Annotated in this window: 28 protein-coding genes; 25 read left to right on the top strand and 3 right to left on the bottom strand. The window is 69.4% G+C overall.

The window, feature by feature from the left end; genetic code table 11:
- The first annotated feature begins 106 nt into the window (after positions 1-106).
- The 17 genes from rplP (at position 107) to F9B16_RS40255 (ending at position 8,958) form a co-directional block, all read left to right on the top strand.
- Positions 107-526: a 50S ribosomal protein L16 gene (rplP, locus tag F9B16_RS40335; RefSeq protein WP_067806120.1), complete on the top strand. Its 420-nt coding sequence runs from the start codon at positions 107-109 to the stop codon at positions 524-526.
- Positions 526-768 (top strand): 50S ribosomal protein L29, encoded by a 243-nt coding sequence (gene rpmC, locus F9B16_RS40330; protein ID WP_151545534.1) that lies wholly within the window; start codon positions 526-528, stop codon positions 766-768. The genes rplP and rpmC overlap by 1 nt, the downstream gene beginning before the upstream one ends.
- On the top strand, positions 765-1,034 hold the full coding sequence (rpsQ, locus tag F9B16_RS40325; RefSeq protein WP_151545533.1) for a 30S ribosomal protein S17: 270 nt from the start codon (positions 765-767) through the stop codon (positions 1,032-1,034). The genes rpmC and rpsQ overlap by 4 nt, the downstream gene beginning before the upstream one ends.
- Positions 1,035-1,143: 109 nt before the next feature.
- Positions 1,144-1,512, top strand: coding sequence for a 50S ribosomal protein L14 (gene rplN, locus F9B16_RS40320; RefSeq protein WP_021596728.1), 369 nt, complete (start codon positions 1,144-1,146; stop codon positions 1,510-1,512).
- On the top strand, positions 1,512-1,820 hold the full coding sequence (gene rplX / locus F9B16_RS40315; RefSeq protein WP_151545532.1) for a 50S ribosomal protein L24: 309 nt from the start codon (positions 1,512-1,514) through the stop codon (positions 1,818-1,820). The genes rplN and rplX overlap by 1 nt, the downstream gene beginning before the upstream one ends.
- 5 nt (positions 1,821-1,825) lie before the next feature.
- On the top strand, positions 1,826-2,401 hold the full coding sequence (gene rplE, locus F9B16_RS40310; RefSeq protein ID WP_151545531.1) for a 50S ribosomal protein L5: 576 nt from the start codon (positions 1,826-1,828) through the stop codon (positions 2,399-2,401).
- Positions 2,402-2,405: 4 nt separating this feature from the next.
- Entirely contained in the window at positions 2,406-2,591 is a 186-nt protein-coding gene (locus F9B16_RS40305) for a type Z 30S ribosomal protein S14 (protein WP_018657585.1), read from the top strand.
- Positions 2,592-2,730: 139 nt separating this feature from the next.
- Positions 2,731-3,129 (top strand): 30S ribosomal protein S8, encoded by a 399-nt coding sequence (gene rpsH / locus F9B16_RS40300; RefSeq protein ID WP_151545530.1) that lies wholly within the window; start codon positions 2,731-2,733, stop codon positions 3,127-3,129.
- 16 nt (positions 3,130-3,145) lie between these two features.
- Positions 3,146-3,682, top strand: a complete 537-nt coding sequence (rplF, locus tag F9B16_RS40295) for a 50S ribosomal protein L6 (protein ID WP_151545529.1) — start codon at positions 3,146-3,148, stop codon at positions 3,680-3,682.
- A 2-nt stretch (positions 3,683-3,684) separates the two neighbouring features.
- Complete coding sequence (gene rplR, locus F9B16_RS40290; protein ID WP_151545528.1) at positions 3,685-4,071, top strand: 50S ribosomal protein L18; 387 nt, start codon at positions 3,685-3,687, stop codon at positions 4,069-4,071.
- A gap of 31 nt (positions 4,072-4,102) precedes the next feature.
- On the top strand, positions 4,103-4,729 hold the full coding sequence (rpsE, locus tag F9B16_RS40285; RefSeq protein ID WP_151545537.1) for a 30S ribosomal protein S5: 627 nt from the start codon (positions 4,103-4,105) through the stop codon (positions 4,727-4,729).
- A complete protein-coding gene (gene rpmD, locus F9B16_RS40280) occupies positions 4,726-4,908 on the top strand; it encodes a 50S ribosomal protein L30 (protein ID WP_021596720.1) in 183 nt (60 codons plus the stop codon). The genes rpsE and rpmD overlap by 4 nt, the downstream gene beginning before the upstream one ends.
- Before the next feature lies 1 nt (position 4,909).
- Complete coding sequence (gene rplO / locus F9B16_RS40275) at positions 4,910-5,377, top strand: 50S ribosomal protein L15 (RefSeq protein WP_151545527.1); 468 nt, start codon at positions 4,910-4,912, stop codon at positions 5,375-5,377.
- Positions 5,378-5,593: 216 nt separating this feature from the next.
- The gene (secY, locus tag F9B16_RS40270; RefSeq protein ID WP_151545536.1) at positions 5,594-6,889 is read left to right on the top strand and encodes a preprotein translocase subunit SecY; all 1,296 of its coding nucleotides are present in this window, start codon (positions 5,594-5,596) and stop codon (positions 6,887-6,889) included.
- Positions 6,889-7,542, top strand: a complete 654-nt coding sequence (locus F9B16_RS40265; RefSeq protein ID WP_151545526.1) for an adenylate kinase — start codon at positions 6,889-6,891, stop codon at positions 7,540-7,542. The genes secY and F9B16_RS40265 overlap by 1 nt, the downstream gene beginning before the upstream one ends.
- Positions 7,543-7,659: 117 nt before the next feature.
- A complete protein-coding gene (gene map / locus F9B16_RS40260; RefSeq protein WP_151545525.1) occupies positions 7,660-8,472 on the top strand; it encodes a type I methionyl aminopeptidase in 813 nt (270 codons plus the stop codon).
- Positions 8,473-8,511: 39 nt separating this feature from the next.
- Positions 8,512-8,958 carry a DUF1707 SHOCT-like domain-containing protein gene (locus F9B16_RS40255; protein WP_151545524.1) on the top strand — a complete coding sequence of 149 codons (447 nt, stop codon included), beginning with the start codon at positions 8,512-8,514 and terminating at the stop codon, positions 8,956-8,958.
- A 9-nt stretch (positions 8,959-8,967) separates the two neighbouring features.
- Here F9B16_RS40255 and F9B16_RS40250 read toward each other — a convergent pair whose 3' ends face one another.
- Together F9B16_RS40250 and F9B16_RS40245 are read right to left on the bottom strand one after the other, a co-directional pair.
- A complete protein-coding gene (locus tag F9B16_RS40250) occupies positions 8,968-9,783 on the bottom strand; it encodes a phosphodiesterase (RefSeq protein WP_151545523.1) in 816 nt (271 codons plus the stop codon).
- Positions 9,784-9,975: 192 nt separating this feature from the next.
- Positions 9,976-10,533 carry a hypothetical protein gene (locus F9B16_RS40245; RefSeq protein ID WP_151545522.1) on the bottom strand — a complete coding sequence of 186 codons (558 nt, stop codon included), beginning with the start codon at positions 10,531-10,533 and terminating at the stop codon, positions 9,976-9,978.
- 261 nt (positions 10,534-10,794) lie between these two features.
- Between F9B16_RS40245 and infA the strand changes: the two genes are divergently transcribed.
- The 8 genes from infA to truA all read left to right on the top strand — a co-directional run bounded on the left by infA (position 10,795) and on the right by truA (position 15,738).
- A complete protein-coding gene (gene infA, locus F9B16_RS40240) occupies positions 10,795-11,016 on the top strand; it encodes a translation initiation factor IF-1 (RefSeq protein WP_018657567.1) in 222 nt (73 codons plus the stop codon).
- Positions 11,017-11,081: 65 nt separating this feature from the next.
- On the top strand, positions 11,082-11,195 hold the full coding sequence (gene rpmJ, locus F9B16_RS40235; RefSeq protein ID WP_021596712.1) for a 50S ribosomal protein L36: 114 nt from the start codon (positions 11,082-11,084) through the stop codon (positions 11,193-11,195).
- A 202-nt stretch (positions 11,196-11,397) separates the two neighbouring features.
- Positions 11,398-11,778 carry a 30S ribosomal protein S13 gene (gene rpsM / locus F9B16_RS40230; RefSeq protein ID WP_151545521.1) on the top strand — a complete coding sequence of 127 codons (381 nt, stop codon included), beginning with the start codon at positions 11,398-11,400 and terminating at the stop codon, positions 11,776-11,778.
- A 48-nt stretch (positions 11,779-11,826) separates the two neighbouring features.
- Positions 11,827-12,228, top strand: a complete 402-nt coding sequence (rpsK, locus tag F9B16_RS40225) for a 30S ribosomal protein S11 (protein ID WP_021596710.1) — start codon at positions 11,827-11,829, stop codon at positions 12,226-12,228.
- A gap of 23 nt (positions 12,229-12,251) precedes the next feature.
- On the top strand, positions 12,252-12,878 hold the full coding sequence (gene rpsD, locus F9B16_RS40220) for a 30S ribosomal protein S4 (RefSeq protein ID WP_151545520.1): 627 nt from the start codon (positions 12,252-12,254) through the stop codon (positions 12,876-12,878).
- A 127-nt stretch (positions 12,879-13,005) separates the two neighbouring features.
- Positions 13,006-14,019, top strand: coding sequence for a DNA-directed RNA polymerase subunit alpha (locus F9B16_RS40215; RefSeq protein WP_131741171.1), 1,014 nt, complete (start codon positions 13,006-13,008; stop codon positions 14,017-14,019).
- Positions 14,020-14,113: 94 nt separating this feature from the next.
- Positions 14,114-14,623 carry a 50S ribosomal protein L17 gene (gene rplQ, locus F9B16_RS40210; protein WP_151545519.1) on the top strand — a complete coding sequence of 170 codons (510 nt, stop codon included), beginning with the start codon at positions 14,114-14,116 and terminating at the stop codon, positions 14,621-14,623.
- 203 nt (positions 14,624-14,826) lie between these two features.
- Positions 14,827-15,738 (top strand): tRNA pseudouridine(38-40) synthase TruA, encoded by a 912-nt coding sequence (gene truA / locus F9B16_RS40205; RefSeq protein ID WP_192809222.1) that lies wholly within the window; start codon positions 14,827-14,829, stop codon positions 15,736-15,738.
- Positions 15,739-15,940: 202 nt separating this feature from the next.
- On the opposite strand, the gene F9B16_RS51625 is transcribed toward truA, so the two are convergent.
- Positions 15,941-16,688: hypothetical protein (locus tag F9B16_RS51625; RefSeq protein ID WP_192809221.1), on the bottom strand; the 748-nt coding region annotated here is incomplete at its 5' end.

Raw genomic sequence — 16,688 nt, 5'->3', positions numbered from 1 at the left:
GGCGAGGCCCGCGGCGGCAACGAGGCGCCGAAGCAGCAGCAGAGTTCCGAGCAGCCGGCGCAGACGGCCGACGCTGCTCCGCAGGGTGAGGGGAGCTGAGTAACCCATGCTGATCCCTCGCAAGGTCAAGCACCGCAAGCAGCACCACCCGAAGCGCCGCGGCATGGCCAAGGGCGGCACCAAGGTGACGTTCGGCGAGTACGGCATCCAGGCGGTCGAGGCCGCCTACGTGACGAACCGGCAGATCGAGGCCGCGCGTATCGCGATGACCCGCCACATCAAGCGTGGCGGCAAGGTCTGGATCAACATCTTCCCGGACCGTCCGCTGACCAAGAAGCCGGCCGAGACCCGGATGGGTTCCGGTAAGGGCTCCGTGGAGTGGTGGGTCGCGAACGTCAAGCCGGGCCGCGTGCTGTTCGAGATCTCCTACCCGAACGAGCAGATCGCCCGCGAGGCGCTGACCCGCGCGATCCACAAGCTTCCGATGAAGTGCAAGATCGTTAAGCGAGAGGTGGGTGAGTCCTGATGGCCAAGGGTCTTACCGCCGACGACCTGCGGACCGAGCCCGAGGACGTTCTGGTCACCAAGCTGAAGGAGGCGAAGGAGGAGCTGTTCAACCTCCGCTTCCAGGCCGCGACCGGCCAGCTTGAGAGCCACGGGCGGCTGCGCACCGTCAAGCGCGAGATCGCCCGCATCTACACCGTGATGCGGGAGCGCGAGCTCGGCATCGTCACGGTCGCCGAGGACGCCGTGGAGGGCACCGAATGACCGAGCAGACGCAGGCGCGGAGCAGCCGCAAGGTCCTGGAGGGCCTGGTGGTCAGCGACAAGATGGACAAGACCGTGGTCGTGTCCGTCGAGGACCGCGTGAAGCACGCCAAGTACCACAAGGTCATCCGCCGGACGAAGAACTACAAGGCGCACGACGAGGCCAACGAGTGTGGCGTCGGCGACCGCGTCCGTCTCATGGAGACCCGCCCGCTGTCGGCGAGCAAGCGCTGGCGCGTGGTGGAGATCCTCGAGAAGGCCAAGTAGGAGCCGCAAGGCCCCCGCGGGACGCGAGTCCCGCATTGAACACCGATGGTTCCACCAGGCTCCTCGGACCAGGTCCGGGAGAGAACCGGTGTGACGAACAGGAGTTGACGTGATCCAGCAGGAGTCGCGACTCAAGGTCGCCGACAACACGGGTGCGAAGGAGATCCTTTGCATCCGCGTTCTCGGCGGCTCGGGTCGGCGCTACGCGGGAGTCGGCGACATCATCGTCGCGACGGTGAAGGACGCCCTTCCCGGCGCGGGCGTGAAGAAGGGTGACGTCGTCAAGGCGGTCGTCGTGCGCACCCGCAAGGAGCGCCGGCGCCCGGACGGCTCCTACATCCGCTTCGACGAGAACGCCGCCGTCCTGATCAAGGACGGCGGGGACCCCCGCGGCACCCGCATCTTCGGTCCGGTGGGCCGCGAACTGCGCGAGAAGAAGTTCATGCGCATCATCTCGCTCGCGCCGGAGGTGCTGTGATGAAGATCCGCAAGGGCGACGAGGTCGTCGTCATCGCCGGCAAGGACAAGGGCGCCACGGGCAAGGTCCTGCGCGTCCTCCCGCGCGAGGACCGCGTGGTCGTCGAGGGCGTCAACCTCATCACCAAGAACATCAAGGCCGACCAGCAGCGTGCCGGCAAGGAGAGCGGCCGCGTGACGGTCGAGGCGCCGCTGCACGTCAGCAACGTCGCGCTCGCCGAGGACGGCAAGCCGGTCCGGGTCGGCTACCGCATCAACGAGGACGGCACGAAGGTCCGGATCTCGCGCCGTAGCGGTAAGGAGATCTGAGACCGATGACCGAGACCGTCACCGAGCGTCCCGTCCCGCAGCCGAGGCTCAAGCTCCGCTACCGCGAGGAGATCGCGAAGCAGATGCAGGAGCAGTTCGGCTACGCCAACGTCATGCAGATCCCCGGGCTGACCAAGATCGTGGTCAACATGGGCGTCGGCGACGCGGCGAAGGACGCGAAGCTGATCGAGGGCGCGATCCGCGACCTCTCCCAGATCACCGGGCAGAAGCCGGCCGTGAACCGGGCCCGCAAGTCCATCGCGCAGTTCAAGCTGCGCGAGGGCATGCCGATCGGCGCGCACGCGACGCTGCGCGGCGACCGGATGTGGGAGTTCCTCGACCGGCTCCTCGCCACCGCGCTGCCCCGCATCCGTGACTTCCGCGGCCTGTCGCCGAAGCAGTTCGACGGCAACGGCAACTACACCTTCGGGCTGACCGAGCAGGTCATGTTCCACGAGGTCGACCCGGACAAGATCGACCGGACGCGGGGCATGGACATCACGGTCGTGACGACCGCGAAGACCGACGACGAGGGCCGGGCGCTGCTCAAGCTCCTGGGCTTCCCCTTCAAGGAGAACTGAGCAGATGGCGAAGAAGTCGCTGATCGCCAAGGCGGCGCGGAAGCCGAAGTTCGGCGTGCGCGCGTACACTCGTTGCTCGCGCTGCGGGCGCCCGCGCTCCGTCTACCGGAAGTTCGGCCTGTGCCGCGTGTGCTTCCGGGAGATGGCCCACCGCGGCGAGCTGCCGGGCATCACCAAGTCCAGCTGGTAGGAGCCTCCCCCCGGGGACGGGGGGAGCCCGCCGGCGTGTATCAACCACCGGGCATCCGCACGGGTGCCCACGACCACGCCAAAGGTCCACGGGACGACATCACCCCGAGGAAACCGTGGCGAGGGAGGGCCAGCAGGCCATGACGATGACCGACCCGATCGCAGACATGCTGACGCGTCTGCGCAACGCGAATTCGGCGTACCACGACTCGGTGGCGATGCCGTACTCGAAGATCAAGGCGCACATCGCCGAGATCCTCCAGCAGGAGGGCTACATCTCGGGCTGGACCGTGGAGGACGCCGAGGTCGGCAAGAAGCTCACCATCGAGCTCAAGTTCGGTCCGACCCGCGAGCGTTCGATCGCCGGCATCAAGCGCGTCTCGAAGCCGGGTCTGCGCGTGTACGCGAAGAAGGACAACCTGCCGAAGGTGCTGGGCGGGCTGGGCGTCGCGATCATCTCGACGTCCTCCGGCCTGATGACCGACCGGCAGGCGGGCAAGCGCGGCGTGGGCGGCGAAGTCCTCGCCTACGTCTGGTGAGGGGAGGGCTCTAACAATGTCGCGAATCGGACGTCTCCCCATCACCGTGCCCAGCGGCGTCGAGGTCAGGCTCGACGGCCGGGAGGTCACCGTCAAGGGGCCGAAGGGCACGCTGTCGCACACCGTGGCCGAGCCGATCGAGGTTCGGCTGGAGGACGGCCAGGTCACCGTGACCCGGCCGAACGACATCAACACGGTGCGGGCGCTGCACGGGCTCACCCGCTCGCTGATCAACAACATGGTCGTCGGTGTCACCGAGGGCTACAAGAAGACCCTGGTCATCCAGGGCGTCGGTTACCGTGTGGTGGCCAAGGGCAAGAACCTCGAGTTCTCGCTCGGGTACAGCCACCCCATCACGGTCGAGCCCCCGGAGGGCATCACCTTCACGGTGGAGCGGCCGACCCAGCTGACCGTCGAGGGCATCGACAAGCAGAAGGTCGGCGAGATCGCCGCGAACATCCGCAAGCTGCGCAAGCCCGACCCGTACAAGGGCAAGGGCGTGCGGTACGAGGGCGAGCAGATCCGCCGCAAGGTCGGAAAGGCTGGTAAGTAGTCATGGCAGGCACCAAGGCCCTGGCCGCCAAGGCCACGTCGGCGCGGGCCAAGTCCCGCAAGCGCCGGCACCTGCGGGTCCGGAAGAAGGTCGTGGGCAGCGCCGCGCGTCCTCGCCTGGTCGTGACCCGCTCCACCAAGCACGTGTTCGTCCAGGTCATCGACGACAGCAAGGGCCACACGCTGGCCTACGCGTCGACGATGGAGGCGGACCTGCGCGCCGACTCCGGCGACAAGACGGCCAAGTCCCGCAAGGTCGGCGAGCTCGTCGCCCGGCGGGCCAAGGAGGCCGGCGTCTCCGCGGTCGTGTTCGACCGCGGCGGCAACAAGTACCACGGCCGCATCGCCGCTGTCGCGGACGGTGCGCGCGAGGGGGGCCTGGAGCTCTGATGGCCCTTTCCAAGGCAAACGAGAGGAACCACTGATGGCAGCGCAGAGGCGTGGTGGCGGTCAGGGTGGCGACCGTCGCGACGGCCGCCGCGACGACCGCCGCGGTGGCGCCGACAAGGGCCAGTCGTACATCGAGAAGGTCGTGGCGATCAACCGCGTCGCCAAGGTCGTCAAGGGTGGACGGCGCTTCAGCTTCACCGCCCTGGTGATCGTCGGTGACGGCAACGGCACCGTCGGCGTCGGCTACGGCAAGGCCAAGGAGGTGCCCGCGGCGATCGCCAAGGGCGTCGAGGAGGCCAAGAAGCACTTCTTCAAGGTGCCGCGGATCCAGGGCACCATCCCGCACCTGGTGCAGGCGCGGGACGCGGCGGGCGAGGTCCTGCTGCGGCCGGCCGCCCCCGGTACCGGCGTGATCGCCGGTGGCCCGGTGCGCGCGGTGCTGGAGTGCGCGGGCATCCACGACGTGCTGAGCAAGTCGCTGGGCAGTGACAACGCGATCAACATCGTGCACGCCACGATCGCGGGGCTGAAGTCGCTGAAGCGTCCGGAGGAGATCGCGGCCAAGCGCGGCCTGCCGATCGAGGACGTCGCCCCGGCGGCCATGCTGCGCGCTCGCGCGGCGGGCAGCGAGCCGAGGGCGGAGGCCGCGACCTCATGAGCAACCTGAAGATCACGCAGACCAAGTCCGTGATCAGCGAGAAGCAGAACCAGCGTGACACGCTGCGCACCCTCGGCCTGAAGAAGATCGGGCAGAGCGTCGTCCGCGAGGACCGCCCCGAGGTGCTCGGCATGATCCGGACGGTGGCGCACCTGGTCACCGTCGAGGAGGTCGACTGACATGGCCGCCGATCTGGAGAAGGACGGCACGCCGCTCAAGATCCACGACCTGCGTCCGGCCCCCGGCGCCAACAAGGCCAAGATCCGCAAGGGTCGCGGCGAGGCGTCCAAGGGCAAGACGGCGGGCCGCGGCACCAAGGGCACCAAGGCCCGCAGCACGGTGCCGGTCGGGTTCGAGGGCGGCCAGATGCCGCTGATCCGCCGGGTGCCGAAGCTGAAGGGCTTCAAGAACCCGAACCGGGTCGAGTTCCAGGTGGTGAACCTGGACAAGCTCGCCGCGCTCTACCCCGAGGGCGGCGAGGTCACCGCCGAGGACCTGGCGGCCAAGGGCGCGGTGCGCCGCGGCCGTCCGGTGAAGGTCCTCGGCACCGGCGAGATCTCGGTGGCCGTGCAGGTGAAGGCGCACGCCTTCTCCGGCGCCGCCAAGGAGAAGATCGCCGCCGCCGGCGGGACCGCCGACGAGCTGTAAGGCGACACCTTCGATGCCGGGGCCGTCTTCGCCTTGCGCCGCGGGCCGTAGGGCCCGCGGGGCGGGCGGGGCGGCCCCGGTCTCATCTGCTGTTAGAGTCACACCGGCGGGAGCGGCGCGCGTGATGTTCCCCACGATCTTCGTTCCCGCCGGATCCCATGGACCTGTAACCGGCCCCTCGGCGGCCATGTTCTCGCCAGTCGCGCAGGAGGAATGGTGCTGACCGCGTTCACTCGGGCTTTCCGTACGCCCGACCTGCGTAAGAAGCTGTTGTTCACGTTGTTCATGATCCTGGTGTTCCGGATCGGGGCGACCCTTCCGGCGCCGAACGTGAACGTGAGCGTGCTGAAGTCGACCGCGGACGCGGCGAAGAAGAGCAACCAGCTGTACGGCCTCGTCGACCTGTTCAGCGGCGGGGCGCTGCTGAAGCTGTCGGTGTTCGCGCTGGGGATCATGCCGTACATCACGGCGAGCATCATCCTGCAGCTGCTGACGGTGGTGATCCCGCGGCTGGAGGCCCTGAAGAAGGAGGGCCAGGCCGGCACGACGAAGATCACCCAGTACACCCGGTACCTGACGGTGGGGCTGGCGATCCTGCAGGCGACCGGCATCGTGGCGATGGCCAGCACGGGGCAGCTGTTCCAGGGCCAGTCGGGCAGTGACGACATCCTGTACGACACCGGCGTGTTCCCGATCATCACCATGGTGATCACCATGGTGGCGGGCACCACGGTGATCATGTGGCTGGGCGAGCTGGTGACCGACCGCGGCGTCGGCAACGGCATGTCGATCCTGATCTTCACGCAGGTGGTGGCGGTCTTCCCGTCCCAGTTCTGGAGCATCTACAAGGCCAAGAACGGGTTCGTCTTCGCGCTGGTGATCATCGTCGGTCTGGCGATCATGGCGGGCGTGGTCTTCGTCGAGCAGGCGCAGCGCCGGATCCCGGTGCAGTACGCCAAGCGGATGGTGGGCCGGCGGATGTACGGCGGCACGTCGACCTACATCCCGCTGAAGGTGAACCAGGCGGGCATCATCCCGGTGATCTTCGCCTCATCGCTGCTGTACCTGCCGGTGCTCGCGACGCAGCTGTGGCCGAACACGAAGTGGCTGCAGAAGGTGCAGCCCTACCTCCAGCAGGACAATCCCTGGCACATGGGGATCTTCTTCGTCTTCATCATCTTCTTCACGTACTTCTATGTGGCGATCACCTTCAACCCCACTGAAGTGGCCGACAACATGAAGAAGTATGGTGGATTCATCCCAGGTATCCGTCCTGGCCGGCCGACCGCCGAGTACCTCGACTACGTGCTGACCCGGATCACCACACCCGGTGCGCTTTACCTGGGGCTCGTCGCCCTGATCCCCATGGTGGCGTTCGCACTCCTGAACGCGACCCAGAACTTCCCCTTCGGCGGCACGAGCATCCTCATCGTCGTCGGCGTCGGACTGGATACCGTGAAGCAGATCGAGAGTCAGCTACAGCAGCGCAACTACGAGGGCTTCCTCCGGTAGTGCGTATCGTGCTGGTGGGCCCCCCTGGAGCGGGCAAGGGGACGCAGGCCCAGTTCATCGCATCTCATCTGTCCATCCCGAAGATCTCGACAGGTGACATCTTCCGCGCCAACGTGAGCGGCGGCACCGAACTCGGCCGGCAGGCCAAGGAGTACATGGACCGCGGCGACCTCGTCCCCGACGAGGTGACGATCGCGATGGTGCGCGACCGGCTGGCCGAGGACGACGCGCGCGACGGGTTCCTGCTCGACGGGTTCCCGCGCAACGTCCCGCAGGCCGAGACGCTGAAGAAGATCCTCGCCGAGTGGGACACCCGCCTGGACATCGTCCTGGAACTGGTCGTCGACGAGGACGAGGTCGTCCGGCGGCTGTCGGGCCGGCGCACCTGCGACAAGTGCGGCCGGATCTGGCACGTCGACTTCGACGACAAGCAGGACGACATCTGCGACGACTGCGGCGGGCGGCTCTTCCAGCGCGACGACGACAAGGAAGAGGTCGTCATGCACCGCCTGGAGGTGTACCGGCACGACACGGCGCCGCTGGTGCAGTTCTACGCCGACGAGAACATCCTCGTCGGGATCGACGCCACCGGCCCGGTCGAGGAGGTCACCAAGCGCGCCCTCACCGCGCTCCGTCCCCTGGAGCGGGACTGAAGGACCGGGCTGGGAACCGTCCGGGCCGTGCAAGACGGGCCCAGGACCGGGTATGGACGGTGTTGTGACGCCGGGGCCGCTTCGGAGCGGTCCCGGCGATCTTCGTTAGGGGGAGAGATGTTCAAACGGCGCAGGCCCGCGATCCAGGTGAAGACGCCCGAGCAGATCGAGCGGATGAGGGCGGCCGGGCTGCTGGTCGGCCGCACGCTGGAGGTGCTCCGCGAGGCGGTGAAGCCGGGGATCAGCACCAAGGACCTCGACGAGATCGCCGAGGCGCACATCCGCGACCACGGCGGCGTCCCGTCGTTCCTCGGCTACCACGGCTTCACCGGGACGATCTGCGCGTCGATCAACGAGGAGATCGTGCACGGCATCCCGCGGCCGGACAAGATCCTGCGGGACGGCGACGTCATCTCCCTGGACTGCGGCGCGATCGTGGACGGCTGGCACGGCGACGCGGCGATCACCGTCCCGGTCGGGGAGGTCACCGGCGAGCTGCGGCGGCTGCTGGAGGTCACCGAGACGTCCCTGTGGCACGGTCTGGCGGCCGGAAAGGCCGGGGCCCGCCTCACGGACATGTCGCACGCGATCGAGTCTTACATCCGCTCTCAGGGCCCCTACGGCATCGTCGAGGGCTACGGGGGGCACGGCATCGGCACCGAGATGCACATGGACCCGCTGATCCCGAACCACGGCGCCCCCGGGCACGGCCCGGAGCTGGAGGTCGGGATGTGCTTCGCGGTGGAGCCGATGGTCAACCTCGGCACCAAGGAGACCCTGGAGCTGGAGGACGGCTGGACGGTGGTCACCACCGACGGCCGGTCGTCCGCGCACTTCGAGCACACGTTCGCCGTCACCCCGGACGGCCCCCGCGTCCTCACGGCCCTCGACGAGGGCCGGGAGTGGTTCGCGAAGCTGGAAGTAGGCTGATTCCAGGACGACCGTGTCGTGACGATCGGGAGGGCATCGATGGCGCCGAACCCTGACATCCGGGCATCGGACGCCGATCGCGACCGGGTGGCGGCGAGCCTGCGCGAGCACTGCGCCGAGGGCCGGATCACGATGGACGAGATGCAGGAGCGGCTCGAGTCCACCTACGCCGCCAAGACCATCGGCGACCTCCAGGAGATCACCTCCGACCTCCCCGAGCAGGACCTGTTCCAGTACCCGATCCCGGCGTCGCGCCCGAACAGCACCGCGAGCCCGGCCGTGCGGCGCTCGGGCGGCGACCTGTACCGGCAGGGCGGGAGGGCCGTCTGGGCGACCTGGGCGGCCGTCAGCGCGATCAACCTCGCCGTGTGGCTGGCCCTCGCCGTCACCGGCAACCTGGTCTACCCGTGGTGGATCTGGGTGGCCGGGCCGTGGGGCGCGCTCCTGCTCGTCGGCACCGTCTTCGGGCCGCGGCGCCGCCCCTGACCCCGGGCGCTACTCCACGTCCATCAGCGGGCGGTAGTTGCCCGTCGGCACGAAATGGGTCGTGGCCGCGCCCTCGTCGGTCACCAGGTGCACCGCGAACCCGGCGGGCTCCCCGGTCACCGCCGCCCGGCCCGGATGCGTGAGGTCCAGGAACAGCTGCCGGTACGTGCTCGGGCACGTCGTGCTGACCGTCCCGGCCAGCGACCCCACCGACCCCCGGTGCACGTGCCCCGAGATGATCCGCACCACCTGCGGATGCCGGGAGATCACCTTCGCGAACCCCGCCGGGTCGACGAACCGCATGTCGTCGATGAACCTGATCCCGATCGGGAACGGCGGATGGTGCGTCGCGACCACCGTCGGCGTCGCCGGCGCGGCCCCGAGCGTCCCGTCCAGCCACGCGAGCCGCTCCTCGCTCATGTGCCCGTGCGGATGCCCGTCCACGGTCGTGTCGCAGCACACCAGCCGCACGCCCGCCACGTCCACCGCGTACTGGACGGGCGCCTGCGGCGCGGTCCCGGTGCCCACCACCGCCGGATGGTCGCCGAACGCGGCGCGCATCGCGTCCCGGTCGTCGTGGTTGCCGGGCATCGGGTAGACCGCCATCGGCAGCGGCGACAGCAGCGCGTGCAGCCGCGCGTACTCCTCGGGCCGCCCGCCGTCGGCGAGGTCGCCGGTCAGCACCACCGCGTCCGGCCGCGCCGGCAGCGCCAGCAGGCTGGACACCGCCGCGCGCAGGGCCCGCACCGGTCCCGACCCGTCGTCCACCCCGCCGTCACGTCCGGCGGCCAGGTGGATGTCGCTCAGCTGCGCGATGATCGCCATTGATCCTCCCCTCGCCAGGGCACGTCCCAGCACATCACGCCCCCGCCTTCCGGGCACCCCCCGGCCCCCGCGCCGCAGACGATCTTCGCGTCCGAGCGCCTCCCTGTCGAACCGGCGCCGCTACGCTGCCGCTCACCCCCTACGGCAACGCCCCAGGAGACAAGTTCGTGCCGCCCTGGGCGGGGCCGCGGGTCAGGCGACGTGGGGGATGACCAGGGAGAGGGCCGAGGTGACGTCCTCGGGGGCGGGGGCGATGTCGGGGACGACGTCGCGCAGGGCGAGCCAGCCGTTGATCGCCTGGACGGTCGGCTTCGCCTCCACGAGCTGCGGGTCGTCGACGCCGTACCAGGCGGCGACCTTGGACCAGCGCCACAGCCGGTGGCCCGCCGTGGAGATCTCGGACGCGGGGAACCCGGTGGCGCCGCGGGCGCCGGTGATCGCGTGTCGGACCGAGTCCGCGGACCGGCCGACGCGGTCGGCGATGTCGCGGATCGTCAGCAGCGGGTCGGCCTCGACCTGCAGCACGTGCAGGCCCTCCGCGCTGGCCTCGACGTGCTCGACGACCTCCATGATGGCGGCGGCGAGGGTCGCGCCCTGCCAGGCGCAGGAGGCGTTCCCCGGACGGTCGGCGTGCTGCGGCTCGCTGATGATGGACACGGTGACGGCGCCGTGCGTCCGGTCGAACAGGGGGTCCAGCTCGTCCTCGTACAGGGGACGGCTCAGGATCAGCGCGAAGTCATAGCTCGGCATGCTGACCCTCCTCCGACGTATCTCTCCTGAAAGGTACAACGCGCGAGCGGGGTATGCTTGACTCGGAAGCAGTCTCCGGACCCATATCATGCGTTGATTTCGCATTGGGCGGTTCGGTGACGTAGACTGCTGTGCCGGTCCGTTGTCGGCCGCCTGTTCCCCTTGTTCTCGATGCGTCCGCGTCGTGGCACGGGCGCGGCCGTGCCCCTCGCGGGGCCTCCGGGCCGGGTCCAATGAGCCGATCAGTGAAGCGCGGAGGACATGCCCAAGAAAGAAGGGGCCATCGAGATCGAGGGCACCGTCATCGAGTCCCTCCCGAACGCCATGTTCCGGGTGGAGCTCGACAACGGGCACAAGGTGCTCGCCCACATCAGCGGCAAGATGCGGATGCACTACATCCGGATCCTGCCGGACGACCGCGTCGTTGTGGAGCTGAGCCCCTACGACCTCACGCGCGGTCGGATCGTCTACCGCTACAAGTAATCCCACTGGGGTTGCCTTCCCCGTGCGTGGCGGCGCGGGGGTGACCCTTATCTCTAGGAGACCCAGTGAAGGTCAAGCCGAGCGTCAAGAAGATCTGCAACAAGTGCCGCGTCATCCGCCGGCACGGCCGGGTCATGGTCATCTGCTCCGACCCGCGCCACAAGCAGCGTCAGGGCTGACCGGCACCCGCCGGAACGCCCACCACGGCAAGCGCATCGCAGCCTTCGCACAGGTCGCCGTACAACTCGGATGATCGGGTTGTACGGCACCACTGTGTGAAGGGGACACCCTCGGACGACGGAGGCCGAGGCCGCCACCCGGGCAGGGTGTGTGCGGAGGCGGTGCGTCCATACCTCCGCGCAATGAAGGGAACTGCCCACGATGGCACGCCTCCTCGGCGTCGACCTCCCGCGCGACAAGCGCCTCGAGGTCGCTCTCACCTACATCTTCGGCATCGGCCGGACCCGGGCCCTGGCGACCCTGGAGGGCACCGGCATCAGCGGTGACCTGCGGGTGCACCAGCTCGGCGACGACGAGCTGGTCAAGCTCCGCGACTGGATCGAGAAGAACTACCAGATCGAGGGCGACCTGCGCCGCGAGATCCAGGGGAACATCCGCCGGAAGATCGAGATCGGGTGCTACCAGGGCATCCGGCACCGCCGCGGTCTGCCCGTCCACGGCCAGCGCACCCAGACCAACGCGCGCACCCGCAAGGGCAAGAAGAAGACCGTGGCCGGCAAGAAGAAGGCCGGCAAGAAGTAGTCCGGAGTCGGTCCTCCGGATCGATGACCTCGAGAGTAGAGAGAGCAGATGCCTCCTAAGAGCCGTGTCGGCGCCAAGAAGGTGCGCCGCAAGGAGAAGAAGAACGTCGCTCACGGGCACGCCCACATCAAGAGCACGTTCAACAACACGATCGTCTCGATCACCGACCCCAACGGCAACGTGATCTCCTGGGCCTCCTCGGGCCACGTGGGCTTCAAGGGCTCGCGCAAGTCGACCCCGTTCGCCGCGCAGCAGGCCGCCGAGGCCGCCGCCCGGCGCGCGATGGAGCACGGCATGCGCAAGGTCGACGTCTTCGTCAAGGGCCCCGGCTCCGGTCGCGAGACCGCGATCCGCTCCCTCCAGGCCACCGGCCTGGAGGTGGGCTCCATCCAGGACGTCACGCCCGTTCCGCACAACGGCTGCCGGCCGCCCAAGCGCCGCCGCGTCTGAGGCCGTAGGGGAGATCACAGAAAATGGCTCGTTACACCGGTGCGGACTGCAAGCTCTGCCGCCGCGAGAAGATGAAGCTGTTCCTCAAGGGCAGCAAGTGCGAGGGCCCGAAGTGCCCGATCGAGATCCGTCCCTACCCGCCGGGTGAGCACGGACGCGGCCGGCCGAAGGAGACCGAGTACCTGCTGCAGCTGCGCGAGAAGCAGAAGGCCAAGCGCATCTACGGCGTGCTGGAGCGGCAGTTCAGCAACTACTACGTCGAGGCGAACCGCCAGGGCGGCAAGACGGGTGAGAACCTGCTGCGCCTGCTCGAGCGCCGGCTCGACAACGTGGTCTACCGCGCGGGCTTCGCCAAGTCCCGCGACATGGCCCGCCAGCTCATCCGCCACGGCCACATCCGGGTCAACGGCAAGAAGGTCAACATCCCGTCCTTCCTGGTGAGCGAGGCCGACATCGTCGACGTCAAGAGCAAGTCGCTCGAGATGACGCCGTTCCAGGTCGCCAAGGCCGAGGTCGGCGAGCGCCAGGTCCCGGCGTGGCTCGGGATCGACGGCGAGAAGATGCGGATCCTCGTGCACGCGCTGCCCGTGCGGCAGCAGATCGACGCTCCCGTCCAGGAGCAGCTGATCGTCGAGCTCTACTCCAAGTAGGAGCCCGGTTCAGGCAGGACCCCGCGTTCCACCGGGATGCCGCGCTCGGCGTGGCATCCTGGTGGGACGGGGAACATTCCGAAACGCGGTCGTCAAATAGCGGGCACCGCGGGAAGAAGGCACCAACATGCTCATCGCTCAGCGTCCAACTCTCACCGAAGAGCAGGTCGACGAGTACCGGTCGCGGTTCACCATCGAGCCGCTGGAGCCGGGCTTCGGCTACACGATCGGCAACTCGCTGCGCCGTACGCTGCTCTCCTCGATCCCCGGTGCGGCCGTCACCAGCATCCGGATCGAGGGCGTGCTCCACGAGTTCTCCACCGTCCCCGGGGTCAAGGAGGATGTCACCGACATCATCCTGAACCTCAAGGAGCTGGTGGTCTCCTCCGAGCACGACGAGCCCGTGGTGATGTACCTGCGCAAGCAGGGCCCGGGCGAGGTCACCGCGGCCGACATCGCGCCGCCGGCGGGCGTCGAGGTCCACAACCCGGACCTGCACATCGCCACCCTGAACAACAAGGCCAAGCTGGAGATGGAGCTGACGGTCGAGCGCGGCCGCGGCTACGTCTCCGCCGCGCAGAACAAGCAGCCGGGCCAGGAGATCGGCCGGATCCCGATCGACTCCATCTACTCGCCCGTGCTCAAGGTCACCTACAAGGTCGAGGCCACCCGAGTCGAGCAGCGCACCGACTTCGACCGCCTCATCCTGGACGTGGAGACCAAGCAGGCGATGCTGCCGCGCGACGCGGTCGCGTCCGCCGGCAAGACCCTCGTCGAGCTGTTCGGGCTGGCCCGGGAGCTCAACGTCGAGGCCGAGGGCATCGACATGGGCCCGTCCCCGACGGACGCCGCGCTCGCCGCGGACCTGGCCCTGCCGATCGAGGAGCTGAACCTGACGGTCCGCTCCTACAACTGCCTCAAGCGCGAGGGCATCCACTCGGTGGGCGAGCTCGTGGCCCGCAGCGAGCAGGACCTCCTCGACATAAGGAATTTCGGCGCCAAGTCGATCGAAGAGGTCAAGCAGAAGCTCAACGACATGGGCCTGTCGCTGAAGGACTCCCCGCCCGGGTTCGACCCGAGCGCGGCGGCCGACAACTACGGCGACGACGACCAGAGCTACGCCGAGACCGAGCAGTACTAGAACCCGATTCCGGACGGCCGGGGGCGCGTTCCCCGGCCGTTCCGGAACCAGCTGACACCGGTACCTGACACGGCCGGTGCAGGAAGGAAGAACCATGCCGAAGCCCACCAAGGGCCCCCGCCTCGGCGGCAGCGCCGCGCACCAGAAGCTGATCCTGGCGAACCTGGCGACGTCGCTGTTCGAGCACGGCCGCATCACCACCACCGAGGCCAAGGCCCGGCGGGTGCGCCCGCTGGCGGAGAAGCTGATCACCAAGGCCAAGAAGGGCGACCTGCACAACCGTCGCCTGGTGGCCCGGACGATCCGCGACAAGGGCGTCGTGCACGAGCTCTTCACCGAGATCGCGCCGCGTTTCGAGAACCGTCCCGGCGGCTACACCCGCATCACCAAGATCGGGCCGCGGAAGGGCGACAACGCCCCGATGGCCGTGATCGAGCTGGTGCAGGAGCAGCTGTCCGGCGCTCCGGCGGCCGCGCAGGCGGCTCCGGCGGCGCAGGAGGCCCCGGCGGCCGCCGAGGAGACCGAGGCCCCGGCGACGGCCGAGGACGCCGGCGCGGAGGAGGCGGAGGCCACCGAGGCCAAGGCCGAGGGCGACGAAAAGTAACGCCTGATACCGCAGGTCGCAAGACATGAGCAGGCCCACCGTCGGGAGCGCGACGGTGGGCCTGATCTTTGTCAGACTTGGCGGCATGGTCAGGTCAGGCGGCTGCGGACGGCGGGAGAGCGTGTCGATGGAAGACCCGATGAAACGACCGGCTCATCGGGGGGAACGGACGGGCAGCTGTGGCGAAGGACAGTCCACCTGACATGACCGCACTGGTACGACTCCGCCTCGACATCGGATACGACGGGACGGACTTCGCGGGCTGGGCCCGGCAGCCGAACCAGCGCACCGTCCAGGGGGTGATCGAGGACGCCCTGGCGCGGATGCTGCGGCTGGATCCGCCGCCGATGCTGACGGTCGCGGGACGCACCGACGCGGGCGTCCACGCGCGCGCGCAGGTGGCGCACCTGGTGGTGCCGGTCGCGGCCTATTCGGCGATCAACGGGACGATGCCGCGCCGGCTGGCGGGGCTGCTGCCGCCGGACGTGCGGGTGTGGCGGGTGTCGGTGGCGCCGGAGGGGTTCGACGCCCGGTTCTCGGCGCTGGCGCGCCGCTACGTGTACCGGGTGTGCGACAACCCGGTGGGCGTGGAGCCGCTGCGCCGCCACGACGTGCTGTGGCATCCGCGTCCGCTGAACCTCGACCGGATGAACGAGGCCGCGCGGCTGCTGGTGGGGGAGAACGACTTCGCCGCTTACTGCCGCAAGCGGGAGGGTGCGACGACGATCCGGGAGCTGCTGCGCTACGAGTGGGCGCGCGACGACCGGGACCCGCATCTGGCGCTCGCGACGGTCGAGGCGGACGCGTTCTGCCATTCGATGGTGCGGGCGCTGGTCGGGGCGCTGCTGATGGTGGGGGACGGGCGCCGCGACGTGGAGTGGCCCGCGCAGGTGCTGGCGGCGCGGGTCCGGGACTCGGGCGTGAACGTGGCGCCGGCGCACGGCCTGTCGCTGGAGGAGATCCGGTACCCGGACGACGACAGCCTCGCCAGGCGCGCGCAGGAGACGCGGCGGGTGCGGACGCTGAACGCCGCGGCGGCGGCCGCGGAGCACGCCGCGAACGCCGCGGGTGCCGCGGGTGCGGCGGGTGCGGCGGGTGCGGCCGGGGCGGAGTAGCCCGGCACCGCGTCCTAGCGCAGACGAAACGGCGGCGGCCGAGGGAACGTTCCCCTCGGCCCCCGCCCTTCTCGTTGCGCCGGGGGGGCGGGGGGGTCTTCCCCCGCCCCCGGTTCCCCCCCCACCCCACCGGGCGGCGGCCGAGGGAACGTTCCCCTCGGCCGCCGCCGTTCTCGTTGCGCCTGCTGCGCGCGGGGTCCGGTCAGCCGTGCGCGCGGGCCTCGATCGGCCGGGCGTCGTAGCCGAGGAACTCCTGCGCGATCTGCTTGGCCTGCTTGTCGCCGGGCTTGACCTGGTGGCCGCTCGGGTCCTGGACGTAGGCGTAGATGACGTACCGGCCGCGGACGGTGACGGCCGCGTAGCCGCCGGCGCGGTCGATGTCCTTGGCCTGGCTGCCGGACATGCCGCGGAACCACTCGTACTTGGCCGGGTCACCCGCGCGGCTCACCCGCAGCGCCGACGCCCGGTTCGGCATGACCGCGATCCCGGTCGTGACCGCCCACGTCTTCATCTTGTTGATGAAGGTCGCGCGGACGACCTTGCGGCAGCTCTCCCGCTGGAGCGCCTTCAGCATCGAGCCGCGCGCCGCGTAGCCGAGGTCCTTGTTGATGGACCAGCGGTCGCGGTCGAAGACGCGGCCGCCGAGGCTGACGGGCGTCTCCGGGAAGGCCTCGGTGAACGACAGGTCCTTCGGGTCGGTCTTCTCGCTGTTGATGTCGACGGGCCGCGGCTTCGGCGGCGTGCTCGCCTTCGGCGGGGCCGACGCGGCGCGGGTGGGCTCGGCGTCCTTGCGGGTGGCGCCGTCGCCCTTCGACCCCGTCCCGCCGAGGACGAACAGCGCGGCGAGCGCGGCGAGCACGAGGCCCGCGCCGCCGCCGACGAGCACGAGGCGCTGCTTGCCGCCGCCCCGGCGCGGCCGGGTGCCGGGCGCGGACGGCCCGCCGGGGCCT

It is taken from the genome of Actinomadura montaniterrae (genome assembly GCF_008923365.1).
Classification (GTDB): Bacteria; Actinomycetota; Actinomycetes; order Streptosporangiales; family Streptosporangiaceae; genus Spirillospora; species Spirillospora montaniterrae.
The sequence above is the reverse complement of the archived record's forward strand: the minus strand, read 5'-3'. Positions and strand labels throughout refer to the sequence as shown.

Excerpts from the sequence above, each read along its gene's own strand:
- rplP (WP_067806120.1), top strand. The coding sequence starts at position 107 with ATGCTGATCCCTCGCAAGGTCAAGCACCGCAAGCAGCACCACCCGAAG.
- rpmC (WP_151545534.1), top strand. The coding sequence starts at position 526 with ATGGCCAAGGGTCTTACCGCCGACGACCTGCGGACCGAGCCCGAGGAC.
- rpsQ (WP_151545533.1), top strand. The coding sequence starts at position 765 with ATGACCGAGCAGACGCAGGCGCGGAGCAGCCGCAAGGTCCTGGAGGGC.
- rplX (WP_151545532.1), top strand. The coding sequence starts at position 1,512 with ATGAAGATCCGCAAGGGCGACGAGGTCGTCGTCATCGCCGGCAAGGAC.
- rplE (WP_151545531.1), top strand. The coding sequence starts at position 1,826 with ATGACCGAGACCGTCACCGAGCGTCCCGTCCCGCAGCCGAGGCTCAAG.
- F9B16_RS40305 (WP_018657585.1), top strand. The coding sequence starts at position 2,406 with ATGGCGAAGAAGTCGCTGATCGCCAAGGCGGCGCGGAAGCCGAAGTTC.
- rpsH (WP_151545530.1), top strand. The coding sequence starts at position 2,731 with ATGACGATGACCGACCCGATCGCAGACATGCTGACGCGTCTGCGCAAC.
- rplF (WP_151545529.1), top strand. The coding sequence starts at position 3,146 with ATGTCGCGAATCGGACGTCTCCCCATCACCGTGCCCAGCGGCGTCGAG.
- rplR (WP_151545528.1), top strand. The coding sequence starts at position 3,685 with ATGGCAGGCACCAAGGCCCTGGCCGCCAAGGCCACGTCGGCGCGGGCC.
- rpmD (WP_021596720.1), top strand. The coding sequence starts at position 4,726 with ATGAGCAACCTGAAGATCACGCAGACCAAGTCCGTGATCAGCGAGAAG.
- rplO (WP_151545527.1), top strand. The coding sequence starts at position 4,910 with ATGGCCGCCGATCTGGAGAAGGACGGCACGCCGCTCAAGATCCACGAC.
- map (WP_151545525.1), top strand. The coding sequence starts at position 7,660 with ATGTTCAAACGGCGCAGGCCCGCGATCCAGGTGAAGACGCCCGAGCAG.
- F9B16_RS40255 (WP_151545524.1), top strand. The coding sequence starts at position 8,512 with ATGGCGCCGAACCCTGACATCCGGGCATCGGACGCCGATCGCGACCGG.
- F9B16_RS40250 (WP_151545523.1), bottom strand. The coding sequence starts at position 9,783 with ATGGCGATCATCGCGCAGCTGAGCGACATCCACCTGGCCGCCGGACGT.
- F9B16_RS40245 (WP_151545522.1), bottom strand. The coding sequence starts at position 10,533 with ATGCCGAGCTATGACTTCGCGCTGATCCTGAGCCGTCCCCTGTACGAG.
- infA (WP_018657567.1), top strand. The coding sequence starts at position 10,795 with ATGCCCAAGAAAGAAGGGGCCATCGAGATCGAGGGCACCGTCATCGAG.
- rpsM (WP_151545521.1), top strand. The coding sequence starts at position 11,398 with ATGGCACGCCTCCTCGGCGTCGACCTCCCGCGCGACAAGCGCCTCGAG.
- rpsK (WP_021596710.1), top strand. The coding sequence starts at position 11,827 with ATGCCTCCTAAGAGCCGTGTCGGCGCCAAGAAGGTGCGCCGCAAGGAG.
- rpsD (WP_151545520.1), top strand. The coding sequence starts at position 12,252 with ATGGCTCGTTACACCGGTGCGGACTGCAAGCTCTGCCGCCGCGAGAAG.
- F9B16_RS40215 (WP_131741171.1), top strand. The coding sequence starts at position 13,006 with ATGCTCATCGCTCAGCGTCCAACTCTCACCGAAGAGCAGGTCGACGAG.
- rplQ (WP_151545519.1), top strand. The coding sequence starts at position 14,114 with ATGCCGAAGCCCACCAAGGGCCCCCGCCTCGGCGGCAGCGCCGCGCAC.
- truA (WP_192809222.1), top strand. The coding sequence starts at position 14,827 with ATGACCGCACTGGTACGACTCCGCCTCGACATCGGATACGACGGGACG.